Consider the following 25,988-nt stretch of genomic DNA (forward strand, 5'->3'; position numbering starts at 1 on the left):
AACGCTCGCTAACACGGGGGGCCGAAGCATGGCAGCACCCGCCTTGATCAGCGCCGTCGACACGGCGTCGGAGGCATACCGCGCCAACGCGCAGGCGCACACCGCGCTCAACGCGGCGCTGCGCGACAAACTCGCCGCCGCACGCCTCGGCGGTGGCGAAAAGGCCCGCGCGCGCCACACCGCGCGCGGAAAGCTGCTGCCTCGCGACCGGGTGGACGGACTGCTGGACCCCGGCTCACCGTTCCTCGAACTGGCCCCGCTCGCGGCCGACGGGATGTACGACGGGCAGGCGCCGGCGGCCGGGGTGATCGCCGGGATCGGCCGGGTGTCGGGGCGCGAGGTCGTGGTGGTGGCCAACGACGCCACCGTCAAGGGCGGCACGTACTACCCGATGACCGTGAAGAAGCACCTGCGCGCGCAGGAGGTGGCGCTCGACAACCGGCTGCCGTGCGTCTACCTGGTGGACTCCGGCGGCGCCTTCCTCCCCCGGCAGGACGAGGTCTTCCCCGACCGGGACCACTTCGGCCGCATCTTCTACAACCAGGCCACTCTCTCCGCCCGGGGGATCCCCCAGATCGCGGCGGTGCTCGGCTCCTGTACGGCCGGGGGTGCCTACGTGCCCGCGATGAGCGACGAGGCGGTCATCGTGCGCGGCCAGGGCACGATCTTCCTGGGCGGACCGCCCCTGGTGAAGGCAGCCACGGGCGAGGTGGTCACGGCCGAGGAACTCGGCGGCGGCGAGGTCCACGCGCGGGTGTCCGGGGTCACGGACCACCTCGCCGAGGACGACGCCCACGCGTTGGCCATCGTCCGCGAGATCGTGGCCACCCTGCCCGGACGCGGTGCGCCACCCTGGCAGGTCGCCCCCGCCGAGCCGCCCGCGGTGGACCCGGCGGGCCTGTACGGCGCGGTGCCCGCGGACCCGCGGACCCCCTACGACGTCCGCGAGGTCATCGCCCGGCTGGTGGATGGCAGCCGGTTCGCGGAGTTCAAGGCGGAGTACGGCACGACGCTGGTCACCGGCTTCGCACGCGTTCAGGGACATCCGGTGGGTGTGGTCGCCAACAACGGCATCCTGTTCGGCGAGTCCGCCCTCAAGGGCGCCCACTTCGTCGAGCTGTGCGACCAACGGGGTGTCCCGCTGCTGTTCCTGCAGAACATCGCGGGCTTCATGGTGGGCCGGCAGTACGAGGCCGGCGGTATCGCGAAGCACGGGGCGAAGATGGTGACCGCCGTAGCCTGCGCGCGGGTACCCAAGCTGACGGTGGTGATCGGCGGCTCCTACGGCGCGGGCAACTACTCGATGTGCGGCCGTGCGTACAGCCCCCGCTTCCTGTGGATGTGGCCGAACGCCAAGATCTCCGTGATGGGTGGCGAGCAGGCGGCCTCGGTGCTGGCCACCGTCAAACGGGACCAGTTGGCCGCCGCGGGCGAGAAGTGGGACGAGGACGCGGAGGAGGCGTTCAAGGCCCCGATCCGTGAGCAGTACGAGACCCAGGGCAGCGCCTACTACGCCACCGCCCGGCTCTGGGACGACGGGGTCATCGACCCGATGGAGACCCGCGCCGTCATGGGGCTCGCCCTCTCTGCCTGCGCCAACGCCCCCCTGCCGGAGGCCGACCCGAGCGCGCCGGGCTACGGCGTCTTCCGAATGTGAGGGTGAGATGACCACGCAGACGACACGCCGTCCCGGATCCGGCCTCGCGGACGCCTTCGACACCGTGCTGGTGGCCAATCGGGGGGAGATCGCGGTCCGGGTGATGCGCACGCTGCGCGAGCTGGGGGTGCGCTCCGCCGCCGTCTTCACGGACGCGGACGCCGAGGCGCGCCACGTGCGGGAGGCCGACACGGCGGTGCGGGTGGAGAGTTACCTCTCCGCCGCCGAGATGGTGCGGGCGACGGAAGCGGCGGGCGCGCAGGCCGTCCATCCCGGCTACGGCTTCCTCGCCGAGAACGCGGCGTTCGCCCGGGCGTGCGCCGACGCCGGGCTGGTCTTCATCGGGCCGCCCGCAGCCGCGATCGAGCTGATGGGCGACAAGATCCGCGCCAAGGAGACGGTGCGCGCGGCCGGGGTTCCGGTGGTCCCCGGCAGCAGCGGCAGCGGCCTGACGGACACCGAACTCGTGGCGGCCGCCTGTGAGATCGGGATGCCGGTCCTCCTCAAGCCCTCGGCCGGCGGCGGCGGGAAGGGCATGCGGCTGGTTCGGGACGAGGCCGTGCTGGCGGAGGAGATCGCCGCCGCCCGGCGGGAGGCACGCGGCTCGTTCGGCGACGACACGCTGCTGGTGGAGCGATGGGTGGACCGTCCCCGCCACATCGAGATCCAGGTGCTGGCCGACGGCCACGGCAACGTGGTGCACCTGGGCGAGCGGGAGTGCTCACTGCAGCGCCGTCACCAGAAGGTCGTCGAGGAGGCCCCGTCGGTGCTGCTGGACGAGGCCACCCGGACCGCCATGGGCGAGGCAGCTGTGCAGGCGGCCAGGTCCTGCGGGTACACCGGAGCCGGCACGGTGGAGTTCATCGTTCCGGGAGCGCGGCCGGACGCGTACTACTTCATGGAGATGAACACCCGGCTCCAGGTGGAGCATCCGGTGACAGAGCTGGTGACCGGGCTCGACCTGGTGGAGTGGCAGCTGCGGGTGGCCTGCGGGGAGTCGCTGGACTTCGGCCAGGCGGACGTGCGGTTGACCGGCCACGCGGTGGAGGCGCGGATCTGCGCCGAGACCGCCCGGCTGGGCGAAGGGCGGGTGGACTTCCTGCCCTCGGCCGGGAAGGTGCTGGAGCTGCGGGAGCCCTCCGGAACCGGGGTGCGGGTGGACTCCGGGCTGGCCGTCGGCACCGAGGTCGGCACGGCCTATGACCCGATGCTGGCCAAGGTGATCGCCTACGGGCCGGACCGCTCCACAGCACTGCGGCGGCTGCGGGCAGCCCTGGCGGCCACGGTGGTACTCGGGCTGGAGACCAACACAGGGTTCCTGCGCCGGCTGTTGGGACACCCCGATGTGGCGGCCGGCGCGCTCGACACGGGGCTGATCGACCGGGAGGCCGCGCGGCTGGTGCCGGACGGGGTTCCGGATGAGGTGTACGTGGCGGCCGCGCTGCTGAGGCAGCGCGAGTTGGGGCCGGTACCGGACGGCTCGGGGTGGGTGGACCCGTTCTCGGTGCCCAGCGGATGGCGGCTGGGCGGCGAGCCGGCCTGGACGGCGCACCACCTGCGGGTGCCCGGCCGGGACCCGGTGCTGGTGCGGGTGCGCGAGGGCGTGGCGCGGATCGAGGACGGACCGGTGCTAGCGGCACGGATCACCGGTGAAGGGCACCGGGTCCAGTTGCACCTGTCGGGAAGGGTGACCGCCTTCGAACGGGCCGGCACGTGGCTGGGCCGGGAGGGCGACTGCTGGGAGGTACAGCCGTACGACCCGGTCGCGGCGGCACTGCGGGGCACGGCCGCGGGCACGGGCGGCGGGGCGCTCACCGCCCCGATGCCGGGCACGGTGACGGTGGTGAAGGTCGCCAAGGGTGAGGAGGTGGTGACCGGGCAGAGCCTGCTGGTGGTGGAGGCGATGAAGATGGAGCACGTGATCACCGCCCCGCATGACGGGACGGTGGCGGAGATCGACGTCTCGGTCGGCTCCGCGGTCACGATGGACCAGGTGCTGGTCGTGGTCGCACCCGCCAGGCAGGAGGAGGCCGGCCCGCCGGATACCTCCGCCACACCGGCGCTCGTGACGGCGAGCCCGACGGAGGCCGGCTCCGGGCAGGTGAGCGCCTCCCCTGGACTGGGGGAAGCCGGGTCCGGGCAGGCGAGCACGCCGACGCGGGGCGGCGTGGGCCGGGGCGCAGTCGGCGGCGTGACGGCGGGTCGGGCGGCTGGTCATGACAGCGGGCGCGGCCACGGGGCACCCGCGTCAGTGACCGACGACAGGGCAGTCGGCAACGCCTCGGCCGTATCAGTATCAGCACCATCGCCATCCCCATCGCGTTCGCCATCGCCGCCGCCAGCGCCGCCGCCAGCGCCGCCGCCGTCGCCATCAGCGTCGGCCGCACCGGCGCCAGCGTCATCTCCCTCGCCGCCGGTGGAGGCGGTACGGGCAGGAGAGGGTGAGCAGCCGTGACGGCGGAGGAGAGGACCACCGCGGGAAGCGCCGTTGTGGTGCCCGAGGGACTGCCGATGGAGGTGCCGCTGGCCGGGCTCCCGTCAGGAGTGCGCATCCACGAGGTGGGGGCCCGTGACGGGTTGCAGAACGAGAAGGCCACCGTGCCGACCGAGGTGAAGGCCGAGTTCGTGCACCGGCTGGCTGCGGCGGGGCTGAGCACGATCGAGGCGACCAGCTTCGTCCATCCGGCGTGGGTGCCGCAGCTGGCTGACGCGGCGGAGTTGGTGCCGCTGCTGGCGGACCTTGCCTCGGACCCCGGGATGCGCCTGCCCGTGCTGGTGCCCAACCAGCGTGGTTTGGAGCGGGCGCTGGAGCTGGGCGTACGGGAGATCGCGGTCTTCGGCAGCGCCACCGAGTCCTTCGCGAAGGCCAATCTGAACCGGACGGTGGACGAGTCGCTGGCGATGTTCGAGCCGGTGGTTGCCCGGGCCCGGGCGGAGGGCCTGCGGGTGCGGGGCTATCTGTCGATGTGCTTCGGCGACCCGTGGGAGGGCCCGGTTCCCGTCGGGCAGGTCGCTTCGGTGGCAAGGCGGCTGCACGCCATGGGCTGCTCGGAGTTGAGCCTCGGGGACACCATCGGGGTGGCTACCCCGGGCCATGTCGTCACGCTGTTGGACGAGTTGACGGGGAGCGGGGTCCCGGTCGGCGAGCTGGCGGTCCACTTCCACGACACCTACGGCCAGGCGCTGTCGAACACGCTGGCCGCGCTGGGCCGGGGGGTGACCGTGGTCGACGCCTCGGCGGGGGGTCTCGGTGGCTGCCCCTACGCGAAGAGCGCCACCGGCAACCTGGCCACCGAGGACCTCGTCTGGATGCTGCAGGGGCTGGGCATCCGCACCGGGGTCGACCTCGTCCGCCTCAGCGCCACAAGCGCGTGGATGGCGGAGCAGTTGGGACGGCCGAGTCCGTCCCGTACCGTCCGCGCCCTCACCCACCGGGAGCAGTGAGCCATGTCGATCGACCACCGTCTGTCCGAGGAGCACGAGGCACTGCGCGCGACCGTGGCGGAGTTCGCCCGGGATGTCGTCGCACCGAAGATCGGCGAGTACTACGAGCAGGGCGAGTTCCCGTACGAGATCGTGCGGGAGATGGGGCGGATGGGCCTGTTCGGGTTGCCGTTCCCCGAGGAGTACGGCGGGATGGGCGGTGACTACTTCGCCCTGGGGCTGGTGCTGGAGGAGCTGGCCCGGGTGGACTCGTCGGTGGCGATCACCCTGGAGGCGGCGGTGTCGCTGGGGGCGATGCCGATCCATCTCTTCGGCACGGAGGAGCAGAAGCGGGCCTGGCTGCCGAAACTGTGCTCGGGGGAGGCACTGGGCGCGTTCGGCCTCACCGAGCCCGGCGGCGGATCGGACGCGGGAGGGACCCGGACCACCGCGCGGCTGGACGAGGCCGCCGGGGAATGGGTGGTCAACGGCACCAAGTGCTTCATCACCAACTCCGGCACGGACATCACCAGCCTCGTCACGGTGACCGCGGTGACCGGCCGCAAGGACGACGGGCGACCGCTCATCTCGGCGATCATCGTCCCGGCCGGGACCCCGGGGTTCACCGCGTCGAAGAAGTACAGCAAGGTCGGGTGGAACGCGTCGGACACCCGGGAGCTGTCCTTCACCGACTGCCGGGTGCCGAAGGAGAACCTGCTGGGTGGGGAGGGCCGCGGTTACGCGCAGTTCCTGCGCATCCTGGACGAGGGACGGGTCGCCATCGCCGCGCTGGCGACCGGGCTGGCGCAGGGGTGTGTGGACGAGTCGGTGGCGTACGCCGGTCAGCGGGAGGCGTTCGGGCGGCCGATCGGAGCGAACCAGGCGATCCAGTTCAAGCTCGCGGACATGGAGATGCGGGCGTACACCGCACGGCTGGCGTGGCGGGACGCGGCCTCACGGATGGTGCGCGGGGAGTCGTTCAAGAAGCAGGCGGCGCTGGCGAAGCTGTACTCCTCCGAGATCGCGGTGACCAACGCGCGGGAGGCCACCCAGATCCACGGCGGGTACGGCTTCATGAACGAGTATCCGGTGGCGCGGATGTGGCGGGATTCCAAGATCCTGGAGATCGGGGAGGGCACCAGCGAGGTGCAGCGGATGCTGATCGCGCGGGAGTTGGGACTGGCGGGGTAGCCGGGGGCAGTGGACCGAGGCAGCCGACGGGGCCGGTCGGCGGGCGCCGGGCGGATCGCGCCGGACGATCAGCCGCACGCGAACCGCCCAACGATCCGCGCCGGGCGGTTTGCGTGGGGGCTGAGGGGCGGAAGAAGCCCCCACGAGAGGGTGAGTTAGGTTAGCCTTGCCTAATCTAAGCCCCCTCATGAGAGGCGTGCCCTCATGCGTTCACACCTGCTCAGTCACACGACGACAGAGCAGTACCGCCGCTCCGTCACGCAGGGAGTCGATCAGGTGGCCAGTGCGCTGGCCACCGCCGACCGCCCGTTCTCCGGGATCGCGCCGGACGAGTTGGCGCCGAGCGTCGACGCGGTCGACCTGGACCGCCCCCTGGGTGACACCGCGGCCGCACTGGCGGAGTTGGAGTCGGTCTACCTGCGGGACGCGGTGTACTTCCACCACCCCCGGTACCTCGCCCACCTCAACTGCCCGGTGGCGATTCCGGCGGTGGCCGCCGAGGCGGTGCTCAGCGCGGTCAACTCCTCGCTGGACACATGGGACCAGAGTGGCGGGGCGACGCTGATCGAGCGCAGACTCGTCGACTGGACAGCCGAACGGATCGGCCTGGGACCCGACGCCGACGGGGTCTTCACCAGTGGCGGCACCCAGTCGAACCTCCAGGCGCTGCTGCTGGCCCGCGAGGAGGCGGTGGCGCGGGGTGCGGACCCGGCGCGCCTGCGGGTGTTCACGTCGGAGTGCGGCCACTTCAGCGTCCGCAAGTCGGCGAAGCTGCTGGGGCTGCCGCCCGAGGCACTGGTCGTCGTGGCCTGCGACGCCGAGATGCGGATGGACCCGGCCGCGCTGGCCCGCGAGTTGGCCGTCTGCGCACGGGAGGGCACGTCGCCGATGGCGGTGGTGGCCACAGCGGGCACCACCGACTTCGGTTCGATCGACCCGCTGCCGGAGATCGCCGGGCTGTGCGCGCGGCACGGCGTCTGGCTGCACGTGGACGCGGCTTACGGCTGTGGCCTGCTGGTCTCCCCCACCCGCCGGCAGCTGCTGTCCGGCATCGAGGCCGCGGACTCGGTCACCGTGGACTACCACAAGTCGTTCTTCCAGCCGGTCAGTTCGAGCGCGCTGCTGGTCCGCGACCGTGCGGTGCTGCGGCATGCCACCTACCACTCCGAGTACCTCAACCCGCGCCGGGCGGTGGCCGAGCGCATCCCGAACCAGGTGGACAAGTCGCTCCAGACCACCCGCCGTTTCGACGCGCTCAAACTGTGGATGACGCTCCGGGTGATGGGTGCCGACGGAGTGGGCGCCCTCTTCGACGAGGTGGTGGACCTCGCTGCCGGGGCCTGGCGGCTGCTGGACGAGGACCCGCGGTTCGAGGTGGTGACCCGCCCGACGCTCTCCACGTTGACCTTCCGCTGGGTCCCGCCCGGCGACGGCGACACGGTGCCCGGCGTTCCGACCGCCGCCCGGCCGTCCGCAACCGTCCCCGCGCCGTCCGCAACCGTCCCCGCGCCGTCCGCCACCGTCCCCGTGCTGTCCGGCTCCGTCCCCGCGCCGCCCGCCCCGGACTCCCCCTCCCCCGCACGCTCCGCCGCCCACGCCGACCTGGCGGACGACGCCGTCGACCAGGCGAACCTGCACGCGCGGCGCGCCCTGTTCGCGTCCGGGCAGGCGGTCGTGGCCGGCACCAAGGTGCACGGCCGCCACTACCTGAAGTTCACCCTGCTCAACCCCGCCACCACCACCGACGACATCGCCGCCGTGCTCGACCTCATCGCCGACCACGCCGCCCGCCATCTGGACCTCGGAGGCCGGCTTGTCCACGCCGCCTGCTGACCCCCGCCCCACCGCGTCGACCCCACCGGGCCGAAACACCCGGAGCACCCAGGGCGCCCAGAGCACCCCGATCGACCGGACCGACCGGACCGACCGGACCGGCCCCGCCCACCGCGCCGACCGGACCGACCGGACCAGCCCCGCCCACCGCGCCGACCAGACCGACCGGACCAGCCGGGCCGACCGGGGGGACCCCGCCGCCCTGGACTTCGTGGCGATCGGCCTCGGCCCGTTCAACCTCGGCCTCGCCTGCCTGACCGAGCCGCTGCCCGGCCTCCGCGGCGTCTTCCTGGAACGCAAGCCGGACTTCGACTGGCACTCGGGCATGTTCCTGGAGGGCAGCACCCTCCAGACGCCGTTCCTCTCCGACCTGGTGACGCTCGCCGATCCGACCTCGCCGTTCAGCTTCCTCAACTACCTCAAGCAGAAGGGGCGGTTGTACCCCTTCTACATCCGCGAGAGCTTCTTCCCGCTGCGCGAGGAGTTCAACGACTACTGCCGCTGGGCGGCGGCCCGCCTCTCCTCGGTGCGCTTCGGCCGGACCGTCACCGAAGTCGTCCACGACGAGCGCACGCGGGAGTACACCGTCCGCACCGCCGAGGGCGAGACGTTCCACGCGCCGCGCCTGGTGCTGGGCACCGGCACCCCGCCGCACCTGCCACCCGCGTGCGAGGGACTGGGCGGCGACCTCGTGCACAGCTCCGGCTACCTGCCGGCGAAGGAGCGGCTCCAGCGCAAGCGCAGCATCACCGTGGTCGGCAGCGGCCAGAGCGCCGCGGAGATCTACCACGACCTGCTCCAGGACATCGACCGGTACGGCTACCGGCTGACCTGGGCGACGCGCTCCCCGCGCTTCTTCCCGCTGGAGTACACCAAGCTCACCCTGGAGATGACCTCCCCGGAGTACGTGGACCACTTCCACGCCCTTCCACCCGGGGTGCGCGACACCCTCGGCGCCGCCCAGAAGAACCTGTACAAGGGCATCAACTCCGAGCTGATCAACGCCGTCTTCGACCTGCTCTACACCAAGAGCCGCCGCGGCGAGGTCCCCACCCGGCTGCTCACCAACACCTCGCTGGACACCGCCCGCTACGACGCCGCCACGGGCACGTACACCCTCGGGCTGCGGCAGGTCGAGCAGGACCGCTCCCACAGCCTCGACACCGAGGGCCTGGTGCTGGCCACCGGCTACCGGTACGAGGTGCCCGCGTTCCTGGAGCCCGTACGGCACCGTATCCGCTGGGACGGCCGGGGCCGCTACGACGTCACCCGCGACTACGCGATCGACGTGACCGGTGAGGGGATCTACGTCCAGAACGCCGAGTTGCACACCCACGGGTTCACCGCGCCCGACCTGGGCATGGCCGCCTACCGCAACTCCCGCATCATCCGCCGGCTGTCGGGCGGCGCGGAGCCGTACCCGGTGGAGACCTCCATCGCCTTCCAGGAGTTCAGCGCATGACCGCCCTCCCGCCCGACCCCGCCCGCTTCACCTTCCGCCCCGTCGAGCCGTCCGCCGACGCCGGGTTGCTGTACCCGTGGGTCACCCACCCCAAGGCGTCGTTCTGGCTGATGGACGACGCGACCCCGGCCGAGGTCGAACGCGTCTACGCCGACATCGCCGCGGCCCCGTACCAGGACGCCTTCGTGGGGCTCCTCGACGGCCGACCGGTGTGCCTGATGGAGCGGTACGACCCGGCGCGGGTCGAACTCGTCGGGTTGTTCGACGCCGAGCCGGGCGATGTCGGCATGCACTTCCTGACGGCGCCCGCCGACCCGGCCACCGGGCCCGTCCACGGCTTCACCCGGGCGGTGATCACCGCGGTGATGGCCGAGCTCTTCGCCGACCCGTCGGTCCGCAGGGTGGTCGTCGAGCCGGACGTGCGGAACACGGCCGTGCAGGCACTGAACGCGGCCGTCGGCTTCCGCACGGTCGGCACCGTCCGCACACCGCACAAGGAAGCGCTGCTCAGTACCTGCACCCGCGAACAGTTCGAGGCCGCCCGATGACCCCCGCGCACCCGCACACCCCCGCCACCGGCTCCGGTCCCGACCCCGCTGTCGGCCCCGGCGGCAGTACCGGCACGGAGGATGCCGCCGCCCGTTCCGTGGCGCCCTCGCGGTCCCGCCGGTACGTCCAGCCGGCCAAGCCCCGCCAGGACCCGGCGCCGACACCGGTGCCGACCTCCGCGCCGCCCGCGCTGCCCGCGCCTCCCGCGCTGCCGCGCCTCCCGCGCCGCCTACCCGCCCCGAGCCGCCCGCACCCCCCGAGCCACCCGCCGCGAGCACCCCCGGCCCGGCCGGCCATCTCACCCCGCGCCGTTGGGAACGGGCCACCCGGCACCTGCTGCGCAAGGCCCTCGCCGAGTTCGCCCACGAGCGGCTGCTCACCCCCGTCCCCGACCCGGCGCCCGACGGCCCCGGCTGGGCGGTGGACAGCGACGACGGCCAGGTGCGCTACCGCTTCACCGCCCAGCGCCTCGCCCTGGACCACTGGCACGTCGACCTGGCCTCCCTCACCCGCCACCGCCTCGCCCCCGACCGGACCACCCCGGGGACCCGAGCCGACGGCACGCAGGCCGACCGCACCCTGACCGAAGGCACCCGAGCCGACGGCACCCGCGCGGACAGCACCCAGGCCGACCGCACAGGCGGAAGCGGCGAGACCCCCCTCCCCCTCGACGTCCTCGCCTTCCTCACCGAGTTCCGCGGCACCCTCGGCCTGTCCGACACCGTGCTTCCCGTCTACCTGGAGGAGACGACCGCCACCCTCTCCGCCCTCGCGTTCCGGTACGCCGCGCAGGAGGCCGCGCCCGAGGCCCTCTCCTCCCCCGCGCTGGCCCGGGCCGGCCAGCAGGCCGTGGAAGCCGCGATGACCGAGGGCCACCCCTGCTTCGTCGCCAACAGCGGCCGTCTCGGCTTCGGCGCCGGCGACCTGCTCGCCTACGCGCCCGAGGCCGCCGCCCCGGTCCACCTGGTCTGGGTGGCCGCCCGCCGCGACCTCGCCACGTTCAGCGCGGGCGAGGGCACCGGCTACGAGGAGCTGATGGACGCCGAGCTCGGCCGGGCGGTCCGCGACCGCTTCGACGGCGTGCTGCGCGCCCGCGGCCTGGAACCGGACGACTACCTGCTGATACCGGTGCACCCCTGGCAGTGGGAGCACAAACTGGCGGTCACCTTCGCCGGGGAGGTGGCGCGGGACCGCCTGGTGCCGGTCGGGCGGAGCGACGACGCCTACCTGCCGCAGCAGTCGATCCGCACCTTCTTCAACGCGAGCCGGCCGGACCGGCACTACGTGAAGACGGCGCTGTCGGTGCTGAACATGGGCTTCATGCGGGGCCTGTCCGCCGCGTACATGAAGGACACCCCGGCGATCAACGACTGGCTCGCCGGGCTGGTCGCCGGTGACCCGGTGCTGACCGGGGCCGGCTTCTCGATCATCCGCGAGCGGGCCGCCGTCGGCTACCACCCGCTGCCGTACGAGGCGGCCACCGCGCCGGGGTCGCCGTACCGCAAGATGCTCGCCGCGCTGTGGCGGGAAAGCCCGGTGCCGGGGCTGGCGCCCGGGCGCACGGCGGTGACGATGGCCGCGCTGCTGCACGTCGACGCCGAGGGCCGTTCGTACGCGGCGGCGCTGATCGAGCGCGCCGGGGAGCCGCCGGAGCGGTGGCTGCGCGGCTACCTGGACGCCTACCTGGTGCCGGTGGTGCACTGCCTGTACGCGCACGACCTGGCGTTCATGCCGCACGGCGAGAACGTCATCCTGGTGCTGGACGGGGACGGCCGGGTGGAGCGGACGGTCTTCAAGGACATCGCCGAGGAGATCGCGGTGCTCTCGCCCGACGCGCCGATGCCGCCGCGGGTGGAGCGGGTGCGCTCGGTCGTGCCGGAGGACCAGTGGGCGCTGCCGGTCCTGACCGACGTCGTCGACTGCTTCCTGCGCTTCCTGTCGGCGGTCCTGCACACCGGGGGCGTACTGGACGAGACGGCCTTCTGGCGGACGGCCGCCGCCTGCCTGGCGGACTACCAGGGGGCACACCCGGAACTGGCCGCGCGGTTCGCCCGGTACGACCTCTTCGCGGCGCGGTTCCCGCTCTCCTGCCTGAACCGGCTCCAGCTGCGCGACAACACCGCCATGGTCGACCTGGCCGACCCCAGCGCCGCGCTCCAGTTCGCGGGCGAGCTGGACAACCCGCTCCACCCCTTCCGCCCCGGGGCCCGCCGGTGATCCGGCCCGCGGGACCCGGACGAGACGAGCGGCCCTGCCCCCGCCGCCCTGGAGCCCCGCGGCCTGACCTGACCCTGACCTGACCCTGCCCCTGCCCCTGCCCCTGCCCGCCCCGCCTCCCACGACGGCCCCCCGGAACACGTCCGGGGGGCCGTCGCCGTCCCCGAATCACCCGTTCGGCCGTAGATCACCCGGCAGTTCTGCCCGATACCGGGCAGGATTCTTGCAAAGTGGAGATGATCTGATGAATATCAACGGGTGCTCGAACGCCGATCGACATACGAAGACCTCCTCGACCACCTGGTCCGCACCACACCGCTCCAGCGGGGCGAGGCGGCCCGAGTGGTCATGGACGTCCTGGCGTACTTCGACGAGACGACCGAGGAGTACGTCCGGCGGCGGCATCGCGAGCTCCAGGCGAAGGGCCTGGTGAACGCCGAGATCTTCGAGCGGATCGGCGAGGAGCTGCCCCACCGGGCGGTCGCCCCGGCGCCGCTCTCCCAGCGGCAGCTGCGCCGCATCGTCTACGGCTGAGCCTCACAGGACAGCAGGGACGGCAGGGACGCCAGGGGGGCCTGGACACCACGGGCCGGCACCCGCGGCGCCACGCCAGGGGCCGCCCGGGAAGCGCCCGGCGCACCCCACGGGCCGAGCGGGTGCCCCGGGGCCGACCGGGGCCGACCGGGCCTCGTACAACGCAGGGCCGGCACGGGACGGCCAGGGACGACCGAGAGGGACGGCATATGTGCGGAATCGTGGGCTACATCGGCAGGCGCGACGTCGCTCCACTGCTGCTGGAGGGCCTCCAGCGGCTGGAGTACCGGGGGTACGACTCGGCCGGTGTCGTCATCACCGGCAAGACGGGTGACCTGCGGGTGGTGAAGGCCAAGGGCCGGGTGCGTGAGCTGCAGGCCCGCGTCCCCAAGCGCTTCGCCGGCACCACCGGCATCGCGCACACCCGGTGGGCCACCCACGGCAAGCCCAGTGACCTCAACGCCCACCCGCACCTGGACAACGACGAGAAGGTCGCGGTGGTCCACAACGGGATCATCGACAACGCCTCCGAGCTGCGCGCCCGGCTGGTCGCCGAGGGCGCCGAGCTGGTGTCGGAGACCGACACGGAGGTGCTGGCCCACCTGATCGCCCGTTCCGCGGCCGAGACGCTGGAGCAGAAGGTGCGCGACGCGCTGCGCTCCGTGGAGGGCACCTACGGGCTGGCCGTACTGCACCGGGACTTCCCCGACCGGATCGTGGTGGCCCGCAACGGCTCCCCCGTGGTGCTGGGCATCGGCGAGAAGGAGATGTTCGTCGCCTCCGACGTGGCCGCGCTCGTCGCCCACACCCGGCAGGTCGTCACCCTTGAGGACGGCGAGATGGCCACCCTCAAGGCCGACGACTTCCGCACGTACACCACCGAGGGCTCCCGTACCAGCGCGACGCCGACCACCGTGGAGTGGGAGGCCGAGTCGTACGACATGGGCGGCCACGACACGTACATGCACAAGGAGATCTGCGAGCAGGCCGAGGCCGTGGACCGGGTGCTGCGCGGCCGGATCGACGACCGGTTCGCGACGGTGCGGCTGGACGGGCTGAACCTGGACGCCCGCGAGGCGCGCGGTGTGCGGCGGATCAAGATCCTCGGCTGCGGCACGAGCTACCACGCCGGCCAGATCGGCGCCCAGCTGATCGAGGAGCTGGCCCGTATCCCGTCGGACGCCGAGCCGGCCTCGGAGTTCCGCTACCGCAACGCCGTGGTGGACCCCGACACGCTCTACCTGGCCGTGTCCCAGTCCGGCGAGACGTACGACGTGCTGGCCGCCGTGCAGGAGCTCAAGCGCAAGGGCGCCCGGGTGCTGGGCGTGGTCAACGTCGTGGGGTCGGCGATCGCCCGCGAGTCGGACGGCGGGATGTATGTGCACGCCGGGCCGGAAGTCTGCGTGGTGTCCACGAAGTGCTTCACCAACACGGTGGTGGCCTTCGCGCTGCTGGCCCTGCACCTGGGCCGGGTGCGGGACCTGTCGGTGGCCGACGGGCGGCGCATCATCGCGGGGCTGCGCAAGCTGCCGGAGCAGATCGAGCAGGTGCTCAAGACCGAGCCGGACATCAAGCGGCTGGCCACCCACTTCGCCGACGCCAGGTCGATGCTCTTCGTCGGCCGGGTGCGCGGCTACCCGGTGGCCCGCGAGGCGGCGCTGAAGCTGAAGGAGGTCAGCTACGTGCACGCCGAGGCGTACCCGGCCTCGGAGCTCAAGCACGGCCCGCTGGCCCTGGTGGAGCCCGCCATGCCGACGGTGGCGATCGTGCCCGACGACGACCTGCTGGAGAAGAACCGGGCCGCCATGGAGGAGATCAAGGCGCGCAGCGGCCGGATTCTTGCGGTGGCCCACCAGGAGCAGGAAAAGGCGGATCACACGATCGTGGTACCGAAGAACGAGGACGAGCTGGACCCGATCCTCATGGGCATCCCGCTCCAGCTCTTCGCCTACCACACCGCCCTGGCCCTGGGCCGGGACATCGACAAGCCGCGCAACCTGGCCAAGTCCGTCACCGTGGAGTGACGCCTCCCGCCGTCACCGTCGAGTGACGCCTCCTGCGGCGGCCCTGCCCTTCGGGGCCGCCGCACTGCCGCACGTGGTCCGGCAGGCCCCCCGCACCGCACCCGTACGGGGGTATGCCAGGAGCCCAGGCCGGTTGACGTCCTGCCGGAGCCCCTGGCGGGATCGAACCCCGGCGGCGGGCCCGGCGACAGGCCCACGGCGGGATCGGGTCCCGGCGGGAGGCCGGGAGGGGCCGTGGGTGACCGTTACGGGATGACGAGCCGGGAGGGCCGTGGGCGACCGCTACGGGATGACGACGACGGGGCGCTGCGCCCGCTTGGCCAGCCGCCCGGCGACGGAGCCGAAGATCCGGCCGACCATGCCGTGCGTACCGCCGACCACGATGGCGTCGGCCTCGTACTCGCGGCCGACCTCCTCCAGTTCGTGGCAGATGTCGCCGCCGCGCTCCACCAGCACCCAGGAGATCTCGGCAAGGTGCTCGGCGCAGGCCAGCTCCAGGCCGAGCACCTCGGTGCGGTGGTCGGGGACGTCGACGAAGACGGGTGGCTCGCAGCCGGCCCACACCGTGGCCGGCAGCCGGTTGGCCACGTGCACGATGATCAGCGCCGACCGCGTCCGCCGGGCCATGCCGACGGCGTACGCCAGGGCGCGTTCGCTGGAGAGGGAGCCGTCGAAGCCGACCACGACGCCGTGCCGGAAGGCCGGGTCGCACTCGTGATGCCTCGCGGTTGACTGCTCGGGGACGGCCGCCGACTCGGCGAGCGGCCTGCCCTCGGCGGGCTCGGGGATCTCATGACCGGCCATGGTGGGGATTCTCGGCGAGGGCGGCGCTCGCGCGCCGAGCAGCGGACAAGACGTATCGCGGGAGACGGGCCGCCGCAGCAGCCGGTTTCGGCCAGTTCGCCACTTCCCGTCCCACTCCTTCCAGGGTACGGCCCCCGCGACCGCCTGCACAGGCATGACGGCCTCTTCACAGGGACAGTCCACTCAGGACTGCCGTACCCGGGGTTTCCAGGAGAATGCCGGAGCCGGCCCCTGAGCGCAACGCCATCGGGCCAACCGGCAGCACGGCCGGGCGCAACGGCGCACGGCGGGGGCGCGTCAGCCCCGCCCGCCCCACGCGCCCCCGAACGCGCCGGCGGCCGCGGCCGTTCGAACCGGACGTCGGTCCAGGTCGGGGGCGGCGGAGGGCCGTTGGAGTGGCGGCGGGTCCGGACGGGCGTCCGCACGACTCTTACCCGCACTCCGCCACCGAACGATGATTTTCGGCCAACTTCCCACCGTTACACGATCGTTGGGGGCAACCCGCACTAACACCCGCACCACCTGCGGTCTTACGATGCGGCATGACGCGGACGGAGACGCGTGCGGCCCCGGTGCGCCGAGGCGTACTTCCCAGCGGGCTCCCGGAGTGAAACGCTTCGTGATCGAATGCTTCACGCCACGTTGTCTTGTCGACTTAGCGTCAGATGGGGAACTTGTCACTAACGCCCCATCCGACACAGTAGATTTGATCATGGTGGCTGCGCTGCATACAGCGGGGGACTTACGTGCAGGACCGAGGGGACGACGCGTCGATACGAGGGGGGCTTGAGCTCCATGAGCCAGGAGTCCGGTTCCGGTACGGCGACGGAAACGCCGTCGCAAACACTGTCGGCACCGCCTCGCGCCATCCGCAAGCTCTCCACACGCCGCCGACCCGAGGTCGTCGCGGTGTTGCTGTTCAGCGGCGGACCGATCTTCGAAAGCTCCATACCCCTGTCGATCTTCGGCATCGACCGGCAGGACGCGGGCGTGCCCCGCTACCGCCTGCTGGTCTGCGCCGGGGAGGACGGCCCGCTGCGCACGACCGGCGGCCTGGAGCTGAGCACACCGTACGGGCTTGAGGCGCTCGCCCGGGCCGGGACGGTGGTGGTGCCGGCCTGGCGCTCGATATCCCAGGCGCCGCCGGCGGAGGCGCTGGACTCGATCCGGCGCGCACACGAGGAGGGCGCCAGGATCATCGGGCTGTGCACGGGCGCGTTCGTGCTGGCCGCCGCCGGGCTGCTGGACGGCCGCCCGGCGACCACGCACTGGATGTACGCGCCCACGCTCGCCAAGCGGTACCCGTCGGTGCACGTCGACCCGCGGGAGCTGTTCGTCGACGACGGCGACGTGCTCACCTCGGCCGGCACCGCCGCGGGGATCGACCTGTGCCTCCACGTGGTGCGCACCGACCACGGCGCGGAGGCGGCGGCCGCGCTGGCCCGGCGCCTGGTGGTCCCGCCGCGCCGGGCCGACTGGCAAGGCGGCCAGCGGCACCTGGACCGGTCTTTACCGGAGGAGATCGGCGCCGACCCGCTGGCCGAGGTCGTCGCCTGGGCGCTGGAGCACCTGCACGAGCAGTTCGACGTGGAGGCGCTGGCGGCCCGCGCCTACATGAGCCGGCGCACCTTCGACCGGCGGTTCCGGTCGCTGACCGGCAGCGCCCCCCTCCAGTGGCTGATCACCCAGCGGGTGCTCCAGGCACAGCGGCTGCTGGAGACGTCGGACTACTCGGTGGACGAGGTGGCCGGACGGTGCGGGTTCCGCTCGCCCGTCGCGCTGCGCGGCCACTTCCGGCGGCAGCTCGGCTCCTCCCCGGCGTCGTACCGGGCCGCCTACCGGGCCCGGCGTCCCCAGGACGACGCGGACCGGGCGGTGCCGCCCCCCGAGGCGGCGCCGGTACGGCGCGGTCCGCACCCGGGCGTGCCCCTGGTGCCGGCCGCGCCGGCCAAGGGCGACCCGGACGCGTACTCCGGCGGCGCCCGGGTTCCGGAGCAGCCGGGGCGGGGTGAGTCGGCCGACCCGCCGCACCGCGGCCGGCTGCGCCCGCCGCGGGGTCTGGGCGCCGCACTGCCGGGTCCTCGGGATCGCCCCGTAGGGTGAGACATATGAACGACCGGATGGTGTGGATCGACTGCGAGATGACGGGGCTGTCGCTGGCGCATGACGCGCTGATCGAGGTGGCCGCGCTCGTCACCGACTCCGAGCTGAACGTCCTCGGCGAGGGGGTGGACATCGTCATCCGTCCCCCCGCCGAGGCGCTGGAGTCCATGCCGGACATCGTCCGGCAGATGCACACGGCGTCCGGGCTCCTGGAGGAGCTGTCCGGCGGGGTCGGCATGGCCGAGGCGGAGAAGCTGGTGCTCGACTACATCCGCGAGCACGTCGCCGAGCCGCGCAAGGCCCCGCTGTGCGGCAACTCGGTCTCCACCGACCGCGGCTTCCTGGCCCGGGACATGCCGACGCTGGAGCAGCACCTGCACTACCGGATCGTCGACGTCTCCTCGGTCAAGGAGCTGGCGCGGCGCTGGTACCCGAGGGCGTACTACAACAGCCCGGAGAAGAAGGGGAACCACCGGGCGCTGGCCGACATCCGCGAGTCCATCGCGGAGCTGCGCTACTACCGCGAGGCGGTCTTCGTCCCGGCCCCCGGCCCGGACACCGACACCTCCCGGGCCATCGCGGCGCGCCACGCGCTCCCGGCCGCGCCGTCCGGCGAGGCCCCTCCGGCCCACTGACGCCGGTACGCCGCCGCCTGCCCGTTCGACCTCCCGAGGCCGCCCGGCCCGCCCCCAGGGGCCGCCGGGCGGCCTTCCGCATACCGGGACGGCCCGGGGCGGCGGCTCCGGGCACCCAGGTCCCTGGGGGCGGGCCGGGCGGCGGAGGCCCGCTCCGAGGACCAGCGCCGGGCCCGCTCCAGGGCCGGAAGGAGCCCCGGCCGACCCGGCTGAGACCCGGCGCGACCGGCCCGGACGGGCTCCCCGGGGGCCGCGCAGGCCCGGCGGAAAAGGGTGGCGCGACCACCCCTCGCAACCCTGTACACTTTTTCCCGGCGGCGCAGTCCGGTAGGAAAAGCGCCGCTGATGGTGGGTGTAGCTCAGCTGGTAGAGCACCTGGTTGTGGTCCAGGATGCCGCGGGTTCGAGTCCCGTCACTCACCCCACCGGTCGAGGGCCCGGTCTGCGAAAGCAGGCCGGGCCCTCGTCGTCTCCCGTACTCCTGGGCCTTCTTGGGGAGCCGCGCGCGTTCGCGCCCGGACGCGGCCGGACGGCAGGACGGTCCCGGACCTTCGGCGGGCCGCCCTCGCGCGTCCACGGCACGTCGCCGGGCCCCTCGGTACCCTGGCGCGGTGATCCGTACCGTGGCCTTCGACATCGGCGAGACCCTCGTCTCCGACACCCGTATCTGGGCCATGTGGGCGGACTGGCTCGACGTCCCGCCGCACACGGTGTCCGCGCTGATGGGCGCGGTCGTCGCCCGCGGCCAGGACAACGCGGACGCGCTCCGCCTGATCCGGCCGGGGCTCGACGTCGCCGCGGAGCAGGCCGCCATGGAGGCCGCCGGCCGCGGCGAGCGGCTGGACGAGGGCGACCTCTACCCGGACGTGCGTCCGGCCCTGGCCGCGCTGCGGGCCGCCGGCTACCGGGTGGTCGTCGCGGGCAACCAGACCGCACGGGCCGCGGAACTGCTGCGCGCCCTGGACCTCCCGGCCGACGTGCTGGCCACCTCCGGCGAGTGGGGCGTCGCCAAACCCGACCCCGCCTTCTTCGCCCAGGTCGTCGGCATCGCCGAGTGCGAGCCGCAGGACATCCTCTACGTCGGCGACCACCCGGCCAACGACCTCTACCCGGCCGCCGCCGCGGGCCTGTCCACCGCACACCTGCGCCGCGGCCCCTGGGGACACCTGTGGGCCGACGACCCCGACACCGCCCTCGCGGCGGACCTGCGGGTCGGCTCCCTCACCGAACTCGCCGACCGGCTGACGTCCCGCGTCTGACCGGAGCGCGTGCCGCCTGAGCGCGTCCGACCTGAACGCGTCCGACCTGAACGCGTCCGACCTCGGCGCGCCGACCGTGCCGACGACCGGACCCGCCGGCCTCGCCGCGGCGGAGCTGGAACCGGTCCGGCTGACCGAGGCGTGGGGCGTCCGCGACAGCGGTACGGTCCGAGCCCGCCGTTGACGAAGGAGCCACCATGGCCGAGTACGTGACCGTCCTCACCACCACCGACGACGCAGGCAAGGCGAGCGCGCTGGCGGCCGGTGCCGTCGAGGCGAGGGTCGCCGCCTGCGCACAGGTCGAAGGCCCGATCACCAGCGTCTACCGGTGGGAGGGCGCGGTCCGGACGGACCAGGAGTGGCGCGTCGTCTACAAGACGACAGCCGAGCGGTACCCGGAACTGGAGGCCCACATCAGGACCCACCACGACTACGACACCCCGGAGATCATCGCCACGCCCGTCACCGGCGGCAGCGACGCCTACCTGTCCTGGGTGAGCGCGGAGACGACCCGCGACTGAACCGCCCGGCACCCCGCCGACCCGGGCCGCCCCCACCGAAGCGACGGAGGTCGCGCTCCCGCGCGCGGCCGGGCACCTCGGAGGAGGCAGCCTCCGGCTCCCCGGACCGACCCTTTACCGTGAAACCCGCGACGAGAGGAGTCCCACCCGATGAACACCTTCCCGGCGGACCGGACGCTGCGGATCGGCACCCGCAGCTCCCCGATGGCCCTGGCCCAGGCGAACATGGTGGCCGACCTCCTTCGCAAGGAGCAGCCCGGCGTCCAGGTCGAGTTGGTGTCCGTCACCACCGAGGCCGACCTGTGGCAGGGCGACCTCGCGCAACTCGGCGGCAAGGGCCTGTTCGTCAAGCAGATCGACGCCCTGCTCCAGCGCGGCGAGGTGGACATGGCCGTCCACTGCCTGAAGGACGTGCCCGGCGACACCCCCCTCCCGGAGGGCCTGGTCTTCGCCGCCCACCTGCCGCGCGACGACGTGCGCGACGTCCTCCTGTTCCCCGAGGGATCGCCGATGCGGACCCTCGACGACCTGCCGCCCGGCGCCGCCGTCGCGACCTCCGCCGTCCGCCGCAAGGCCCAGCTCCACCGGATGCGCCCCGACCTCGACGTCGTCCGGATGCGCGGAGCGGTCGGGAGCCGGATCGACAAGCTCGACGGGCGCAGAAGGGGCGAGGCCGCGCCGGACGCCATGATCCTGGCCACGTCCGGCCTGGCCCGGCTGGAGCTGTCCCACCGCGGACGCCAGGTCTTCACCGTGGACGAGATGCTGCCGGCCGTCGGCGCGGGCGCCCTCGGCCTGGAGTGCCGTCAGGACGACGAGGCCATGGCGGGCCTGCTCGGCCGGCTCGACCACGAGCGGACCACGAACGAGGTCACCGCCGAACGCGTCATGCTCCACGACCTGCGCGGCCACTGCAACAGCCCCATCGCCGGGCACTGCACCACCGAACCGGACGGGCGGCTCTCGCTGCGCGGGATGGTCTTCTCCGACGACGGCTCGAAGCTCGTCCACACCCGCCTCAGGAGCGAGGGCGGCAACGACCCCGCCGTCCTCGGCGCCCGCGTCGCCGCCGAACTGCTCCGTCAGGGAGCCCGGGAGATCATCGCCGGCATCCCCCACTGACCCCAGCCCTCCGCCCACCCCCTGCCGCCACCCGCGCCCGCATGACGGCCGGGCCTCGGTGTGTCCCGTCCCCCACGCACCGAGGCCCGCCCCCCGCACTCTCCGCGGGGCGGGCCTCGGTGCCTGGCCGGAGCCGGGGCGGCGGGCCGGGCGGGCCGGACGGGCCTGCTCGGGTCATCCCCGCCGGCCCCGGGTCCGGGGGCCTTGGGTGGTGGTGGTGCTGCTGCTCTCGCGCTCTCGTTGACGCGAACCAATGGGAGCGCTCCCACAATCGAGCCACGCGGGAGAACTGTCAAGTCGCGGGGACAAAAGCCCCTTCACGTCCAACACGGCCGGTCAGGGACCATTCCACCGACCACCCCTCCCGGGGCGAGACCGTCACGGCCCGTACCACCCCTACCGACGGCCCGGAGTTGGCGCTATGGTCGGCCGCGAACCAGTGGGAGCGCGTCCACGCAACAGCCGGCACACCCTGCTCACCCGTGGCCCCCAAGCACACACGGGTGGGCACCCCACGCACCCCACGCACCCCATCTCAGCGTCGCCCATGCGCCCCCACGTACTCCCGCGTACCGCCACACCGCATCCCCCCACATCCCCCCACGCCCGAGGAGTCGCTCATGCGACGACCCACGCGCGCCGCGGCGCTGTCCGCCGCGGCCCTCACCACGGCCGCCGCGGCGGCCGCCCTGCTGCCCGCGCTCACCGCCGGCTCCGCCGCCGGCGCCACCCCGGCCTGTACGGTGGCCTACTCGGTGACCAGCCAGTGGGACACCGGATTCCAGGGCTCCGTCGTCATCACCGACAACGCGGCGGCCGTCTCCTCCTGGAAGCTGACCTTCGACTTCCCCGGCAACCAGAAGGTCACCCAGGGCTGGAACGCCACCTGGACGCAGTCCGGCTCCACCGTCACCGCGGCCTCCGCCTCCTACAACGGCGCCCTGACCCCCGGCGCCAGCGTGTCCGCGGGCTTCCTCGGCAGCTGGTCGGGGAGCAACGCCGGCCCCACCGCGTTCCAGCTCAACGGCACCACCTGCAACCAGACCGGCGCCACCACACCGCCCACCACCCCGCCGACGACGCCACCCACCACACCGCCCACCACACCGCCGACAACGCCGCCGACAACGCCGCCCACCACTCCCCCCGGCGGCGACACCGCCCCGCCCCAACTGCACGTTTCCGGGAACGAGTTGGTTGACTCCACCGGCAAGCAGGTGGTCCTGCACGGGGTGAACCGCTCCGGTACGGAGTTCGCGTGCGCCCAGGGCAACGGCATCTTCGACGGCCCGGTGGACGACACCGCCGTGAACGCGATCACCAGCTGGAAGGGCGTCAACGCGGTGCGGGTGCCGCTCAACGAGGACTGCTGGGAGGCCCTGTCGTACGTGCCGGCGGCAGACGGCGGTTCGGCGTACGTCGCCGCCGTCACCGACTGGGTGCACCGGCTGGAGGCCCACGGCCTCACCCCGATCCTCGACCTGCACTGGACGCACGGGCAGTACGGCGGCAACTCGGCCGGCTGCTCCGACGTGAACGCCACCTGCCAGAAGCCGATGCCGGACGCGCAGTACGCGGTGCCGTTCTGGCAGAGCGTCGCGAACGCCTTCAAGGGCGACAACGCGGTCGTCTTCGACCTGTTCAACGAGCCGTACCCGGACCGCGCCACCTCGACCAGCGACCAGGCGTGGACCTGCTGGCGCGACGGCGGCACCTGCCCCGGCATCTCCTACCAGGTCGCGGGGATGCAGGATCTGGTCGACGCGGTGCGCGGCACCGGGGCGCGGAACGTGCTCATGCTCGGCGGCCTGGCCTACTCCAACGACCTGACCGGGTGGCTGGCCCACGAGCCCACCGACCCGGACGGGAACCTGGCCGCGTCGGTGCACGTGTACAACTTCAACTCCTGCTCCAGCCAGTCGTGCTGGGACAGCCAGCTGGCGCCGGTGGCGGCGAAGGTCCCGCTGGTGGCCGGTGAGATCGGCGAGAACACCTGCGCCCACTCCTTCACCGACACGTTCATGAACTGGCTGGACACCCACCACCTGTCCTACCTCGGCTGGACCTGGAACACCTGGGACTGCTCCTCCGGACCGTCGCTGATCTCCGCCTACGACGGCACCCCGACGGCCTACGGGCAGGGCCTGAAGAACCACCTGGCCTCACTGGGCTGACCGGGCGACGAGGCGACCGGCCGACGGGCGACGTGGCGACCGGCTGACCGGGCAACCGGCCGACCGGGTGACGGGCTCCCGGAGGACGCCGCACCCACCCGAGCGGGGGCGGTCCCGTGCGTGGATGGCGCACACGGGGCCGCCCCTTTCCCGCGTCCCCCGTTCCCCGGCTCCCCCGTTCCCGCGTCCCCCGTTCCCCGGTTCCCCCCGCCGTTCACCTCGTTCGCCCGTTCCCAGCTCTCCCAGTGCCCCCAGCTCTCCCAGTGCTTTCCGACGCCGACCCGACAGCACGGCGATATGTCCCGATCGTGCCGCGTTTCGCCGCTGAGCAGGGCGTTGAGCGTTCGGGAGTCGAAGCAGCCGGGGTGGCAACCGGCCAGTATGGAACAACTTATTGACGCCGTCGGGTCGGCCTTGCCACCATCACCTCGCCAGAGAGCGCTCTCACCCGCGCTCCCGGGCCTCCGTCACGGACCCCCACCCGGTTGAGGAGAACCCACACCATGCCAGGCAGCGCAGCGCTACTGGTGCGGCCGCGGACCAGACGGCACGACAGATCCCGGCCCTACCTCGTCTTCTGTCTCCTGATCGCGCTCACGGCGGGCCTCGCACTCGTCGCCACCTCCCAGACGCCCGCCCGCGCCGCGGCCACCCTGCTCTCGCAGGGCAAGCCCGCCACCGCGTCCTCCACCGAGAACGCCACCTTCCCCGCCTCGGCGGCCGTCGACGGCAACACCGGCACCCGCTGGTCCAGCGCCGCCGCCGACCCGCAGTGGCTCCAGGTGGACCTCGGCAGCACCCAGGCCGTCACCCAGGTCGTCCTCCAGTGGGAGGCCGCCTACGCGACGGCCTTCCAGCTCCAGACCTCCACCGACGGCACCAACTGGACCAGCGTCTACTCCACCACCACCGGCACCGGCGGCACCCAGACGCTGAACGTAAACGGTTCCGGCCGCTACGTGCGGATGTACGGCACCACGCGCGCCACCCAGTACGGCTACTCGCTGTGGGAGTTCCAGGTCTACGGCGGCGGCACCGGCACGCCCTCGTCCTGCGGCACCGACAACGCGGCGCTGAACCGGCCCGCCACCGCCTCGTCCACCGAGAACGCCGGCACCCCGGCCACCGCGGCGGTCGACGGCAGCGCCACCACCCGCTGGTCCAGCGCCTTCAGCGACCCGCAGTGGCTGCGGGTGGACCTCGGCGCGGCGGAGCCGGTCTGCGGCATCGGCCTGAGCTGGGAGGCCGCGTACGCGACGGCGTTCCAGATCCAGGTCTCGAACGACGGGACCACCTGGACGAACGTCTACTCCACCACCACCGGGACCGGCGGCACCCAGAACCTCGCCGTCAGCGGCACGGGCCGGTACGTGCGGGTCTACGCGACCGCCCGGGCCACCGCGTACGGCGACTCGCTCTACGAGTTCCAGGTCCACCTGGCCTCGGGAGCGACCCCGCCGCCCACCACGCCCGGCGGCGGCGGTGACTCCACCTTCTGGGGCGACACCAGCGCCATCCCGGCGGCCCAGAACGTGCTGGAGGTGGCCGTCCTCAACCGGACCAACGGTCAGTACCCCGACAGCCAGGTGTACTGGAGCTTCAACGGCCAGACGCACTCCATCGCCGAGCAGCCGTACTTCGACATGCCGGCGAACTCCTCGGGCCGGATGTACTTCTACCTCGGCTCACCCGCCAGCCAGTACTACGACTTCATCGAGTTCACCATCGGCCCGGACGTCTTCAACGGCAACACCACCCGGGTGGACGCGTGGGGGCTGCCGCTGGCGATCCGGCTGCACTCCCACTCCGGCCAGGACGTCCAGCTCGGCGACAGCCAGGACCTGTTCACCACCAGCCGCGACCAGGTGTTCCAGGAGTTCCAGAACGCCGTGCCGCAGGAGTTCAAGGTGCTGGCCCAGACCCAGGCGCCGTACCGGATCATCGCCCCCGGCAGCGACCCGAGCTTCCGCAGCGGCGGGGTGAACCAGAACTACTTCACCTCCTACGCCCAGTCGGTCGGCGTCACCGCCGCCACCTCGGACATCTTCGGCTGCGCGGGCACCCTGGCCGGCGACCCGACGACGTGCGCCGCGCTCAACCGGCACACCGCCACGCTGCCCGCCGCCCAGCAGCAGGACCCGACGCAGTTCTACTCGGGCAGCCCGGCCAACTGGTACGCGAAGTTCTGGCACGACCACTCCATCAACGGCCTCGCCTACGGCTTCCCGTACGACGACGTCGGCGGCCGGGCCGCGTACACCTCCATGCAGGACCCGCAGTACATGGAGGTCGCTGTCGGCTACTGACGCCGCCGTCCCGACGGGACCGGTGAGACCACTGGCCCGACGGGACCGGTCGGACAGGGCCCAGGCCCGCGAGGGCACCGCGGGCCGCTCTCTGCCATCTCCCATCCCCCCACAGGAAACCGCCGGGGGCGGACCGGGCGCACGAACCCACGTGCGCCCCGGACCGCCCCCGGCG

18 protein-coding genes and 1 tRNA gene are annotated in these 25,988 nt (G+C 72.9%); 18 read left to right on the forward strand and 1 reads right to left on the reverse strand.

Annotation, left to right across the window (positions count from 1 at the left end; all coding sequences use genetic code 11):
* The first annotated feature begins 28 nt into the window (after positions 1-28).
* The 10 genes from BS72_RS05950 to glmS all read left to right on the forward strand — a co-directional run bounded on the left by BS72_RS05950 (position 29) and on the right by glmS (position 14,890).
* Positions 29-1,657: a carboxyl transferase domain-containing protein gene (locus BS72_RS05950; RefSeq protein ID WP_037906962.1), complete on the forward strand. Its 1,629-nt coding sequence runs from the start codon at positions 29-31 to the stop codon at positions 1,655-1,657.
* 7 nt (positions 1,658-1,664) lie between these two features.
* The gene (locus BS72_RS05955) at positions 1,665-4,112 is read left to right on the forward strand and encodes an ATP-binding protein (RefSeq protein ID WP_198545759.1); all 2,448 of its coding nucleotides are present in this window, start codon (positions 1,665-1,667) and stop codon (positions 4,110-4,112) included.
* A 56-nt stretch (positions 4,113-4,168) separates the two neighbouring features.
* Entirely contained in the window at positions 4,169-5,101 is a 933-nt protein-coding gene (locus tag BS72_RS05960; RefSeq protein ID WP_051950758.1) for a hydroxymethylglutaryl-CoA lyase, read from the forward strand.
* A 3-nt stretch (positions 5,102-5,104) separates the two neighbouring features.
* Positions 5,105-6,271, forward strand: a complete 1,167-nt coding sequence (locus BS72_RS05965) for an acyl-CoA dehydrogenase family protein (RefSeq protein ID WP_198545760.1) — start codon at positions 5,105-5,107, stop codon at positions 6,269-6,271.
* Positions 6,272-6,475: 204 nt separating this feature from the next.
* Complete coding sequence (locus BS72_RS05970) at positions 6,476-8,104, forward strand: pyridoxal phosphate-dependent decarboxylase family protein (protein WP_037906966.1); 1,629 nt, start codon at positions 6,476-6,478, stop codon at positions 8,102-8,104.
* Positions 8,105-8,306: 202 nt separating this feature from the next.
* Positions 8,307-9,566 carry a lysine N(6)-hydroxylase/L-ornithine N(5)-oxygenase family protein gene (locus BS72_RS05975; RefSeq protein ID WP_037907838.1) on the forward strand — a complete coding sequence of 420 codons (1,260 nt, stop codon included), beginning with the start codon at positions 8,307-8,309 and terminating at the stop codon, positions 9,564-9,566.
* On the forward strand, positions 9,563-10,114 hold the full coding sequence (locus tag BS72_RS05980) for a GNAT family N-acetyltransferase (RefSeq protein WP_037906968.1): 552 nt from the start codon (positions 9,563-9,565) through the stop codon (positions 10,112-10,114). The genes BS72_RS05975 and BS72_RS05980 overlap by 4 nt, the downstream gene beginning before the upstream one ends.
* A gap of 334 nt (positions 10,115-10,448) precedes the next feature.
* The gene (locus BS72_RS05985; RefSeq protein WP_051950700.1) at positions 10,449-12,332 is read left to right on the forward strand and encodes an IucA/IucC family protein; all 1,884 of its coding nucleotides are present in this window, start codon (positions 10,449-10,451) and stop codon (positions 12,330-12,332) included.
* A 258-nt stretch (positions 12,333-12,590) separates the two neighbouring features.
* A complete protein-coding gene (locus tag BS72_RS05990; protein ID WP_037906970.1) occupies positions 12,591-12,866 on the forward strand; it encodes a hypothetical protein in 276 nt (91 codons plus the stop codon).
* A 209-nt stretch (positions 12,867-13,075) separates the two neighbouring features.
* On the forward strand, positions 13,076-14,890 hold the full coding sequence (glmS, locus tag BS72_RS05995; RefSeq protein WP_037906972.1) for a glutamine--fructose-6-phosphate transaminase (isomerizing): 1,815 nt from the start codon (positions 13,076-13,078) through the stop codon (positions 14,888-14,890).
* A 282-nt stretch (positions 14,891-15,172) separates the two neighbouring features.
* On the opposite strand, the gene BS72_RS06000 is transcribed toward glmS, so the two are convergent.
* Entirely contained in the window at positions 15,173-15,694 is a 522-nt protein-coding gene (locus tag BS72_RS06000) for a universal stress protein (protein ID WP_037906976.1), read from the reverse strand.
* 795 nt (positions 15,695-16,489) lie between these two features.
* On the opposite strand from BS72_RS06000, the gene BS72_RS06005 reads away from it, so the two are divergent.
* The 8 genes from BS72_RS06005 to BS72_RS39110 all read left to right on the forward strand — a co-directional run bounded on the left by BS72_RS06005 (position 16,490) and on the right by BS72_RS39110 (position 25,813).
* A complete protein-coding gene (locus tag BS72_RS06005; protein WP_078901046.1) occupies positions 16,490-17,797 on the forward strand; it encodes a GlxA family transcriptional regulator in 1,308 nt (435 codons plus the stop codon).
* A 5-nt stretch (positions 17,798-17,802) separates the two neighbouring features.
* Positions 17,803-18,432 carry an oligoribonuclease gene (orn, locus tag BS72_RS06010; RefSeq protein ID WP_037906981.1) on the forward strand — a complete coding sequence of 210 codons (630 nt, stop codon included), beginning with the start codon at positions 17,803-17,805 and terminating at the stop codon, positions 18,430-18,432.
* Positions 18,433-18,780: 348 nt separating this feature from the next.
* A tRNA-His gene (locus BS72_RS06015) sits at positions 18,781-18,856 on the forward strand.
* 186 nt (positions 18,857-19,042) lie between these two features.
* The gene (locus tag BS72_RS06020; protein ID WP_037906984.1) at positions 19,043-19,690 is read left to right on the forward strand and encodes an HAD family hydrolase; all 648 of its coding nucleotides are present in this window, start codon (positions 19,043-19,045) and stop codon (positions 19,688-19,690) included.
* 197 nt (positions 19,691-19,887) lie between these two features.
* Positions 19,888-20,211 (forward strand): divalent-cation tolerance protein CutA, encoded by a 324-nt coding sequence (gene cutA, locus BS72_RS06025; protein WP_037906986.1) that lies wholly within the window; start codon positions 19,888-19,890, stop codon positions 20,209-20,211.
* A gap of 150 nt (positions 20,212-20,361) precedes the next feature.
* Positions 20,362-21,333 (forward strand): hydroxymethylbilane synthase, encoded by a 972-nt coding sequence (gene hemC / locus BS72_RS06030; RefSeq protein ID WP_037906988.1) that lies wholly within the window; start codon positions 20,362-20,364, stop codon positions 21,331-21,333.
* Positions 21,334-21,953: 620 nt separating this feature from the next.
* On the forward strand, positions 21,954-23,507 hold the full coding sequence (locus BS72_RS06035; protein WP_078901047.1) for a cellulose binding domain-containing protein: 1,554 nt from the start codon (positions 21,954-21,956) through the stop codon (positions 23,505-23,507).
* A 503-nt stretch (positions 23,508-24,010) separates the two neighbouring features.
* Positions 24,011-25,813, forward strand: coding sequence for a discoidin domain-containing protein (locus BS72_RS39110; protein ID WP_037906990.1), 1,803 nt, complete (start codon positions 24,011-24,013; stop codon positions 25,811-25,813).
* The last annotated feature ends 175 nt before the right edge of the window (positions 25,814-25,988 follow it).

The organism is Actinacidiphila yeochonensis CN732, assembly GCF_000745345.1.
In the GTDB taxonomy this organism is placed as follows: domain Bacteria; phylum Actinomycetota; class Actinomycetes; order Streptomycetales; family Streptomycetaceae; genus Actinacidiphila; species Actinacidiphila yeochonensis.

Bases quoted from the DNA above. Each gene is read 5' to 3' on its own strand.
- BS72_RS39110 (WP_037906990.1), top strand. From the start codon at position 24,011: ATGCCAGGCAGCGCAGCGCTACTGGTGCGGCCGCGGACCAGACGGCAC.
- orn (WP_037906981.1), top strand. From the start codon at position 17,803: ATGAACGACCGGATGGTGTGGATCGACTGCGAGATGACGGGGCTGTCG.
- cutA (WP_037906986.1), top strand. From the start codon at position 19,888: ATGGCCGAGTACGTGACCGTCCTCACCACCACCGACGACGCAGGCAAG.
- hemC (WP_037906988.1), top strand. From the start codon at position 20,362: ATGAACACCTTCCCGGCGGACCGGACGCTGCGGATCGGCACCCGCAGC.
- BS72_RS05960 (WP_051950758.1), top strand. From the start codon at position 4,169: ATGGAGGTGCCGCTGGCCGGGCTCCCGTCAGGAGTGCGCATCCACGAG.
- BS72_RS06035 (WP_078901047.1), top strand. From the start codon at position 21,954: ATGCGACGACCCACGCGCGCCGCGGCGCTGTCCGCCGCGGCCCTCACC.
- BS72_RS05965 (WP_198545760.1), top strand. From the start codon at position 5,105: ATGTCGATCGACCACCGTCTGTCCGAGGAGCACGAGGCACTGCGCGCG.
- BS72_RS06000 (WP_037906976.1), bottom strand. From the start codon at position 15,694: ATGGCCGGTCATGAGATCCCCGAGCCCGCCGAGGGCAGGCCGCTCGCC.
- BS72_RS06005 (WP_078901046.1), top strand. From the start codon at position 16,490: ATGAGCCAGGAGTCCGGTTCCGGTACGGCGACGGAAACGCCGTCGCAA.
- BS72_RS05950 (WP_037906962.1), top strand. From the start codon at position 29: ATGGCAGCACCCGCCTTGATCAGCGCCGTCGACACGGCGTCGGAGGCA.
- BS72_RS05980 (WP_037906968.1), top strand. From the start codon at position 9,563: ATGACCGCCCTCCCGCCCGACCCCGCCCGCTTCACCTTCCGCCCCGTC.
- glmS (WP_037906972.1), top strand. From the start codon at position 13,076: ATGTGCGGAATCGTGGGCTACATCGGCAGGCGCGACGTCGCTCCACTG.
- BS72_RS05970 (WP_037906966.1), top strand. From the start codon at position 6,476: ATGCGTTCACACCTGCTCAGTCACACGACGACAGAGCAGTACCGCCGC.
- BS72_RS05955 (WP_198545759.1), top strand. From the start codon at position 1,665: ATGACCACGCAGACGACACGCCGTCCCGGATCCGGCCTCGCGGACGCC.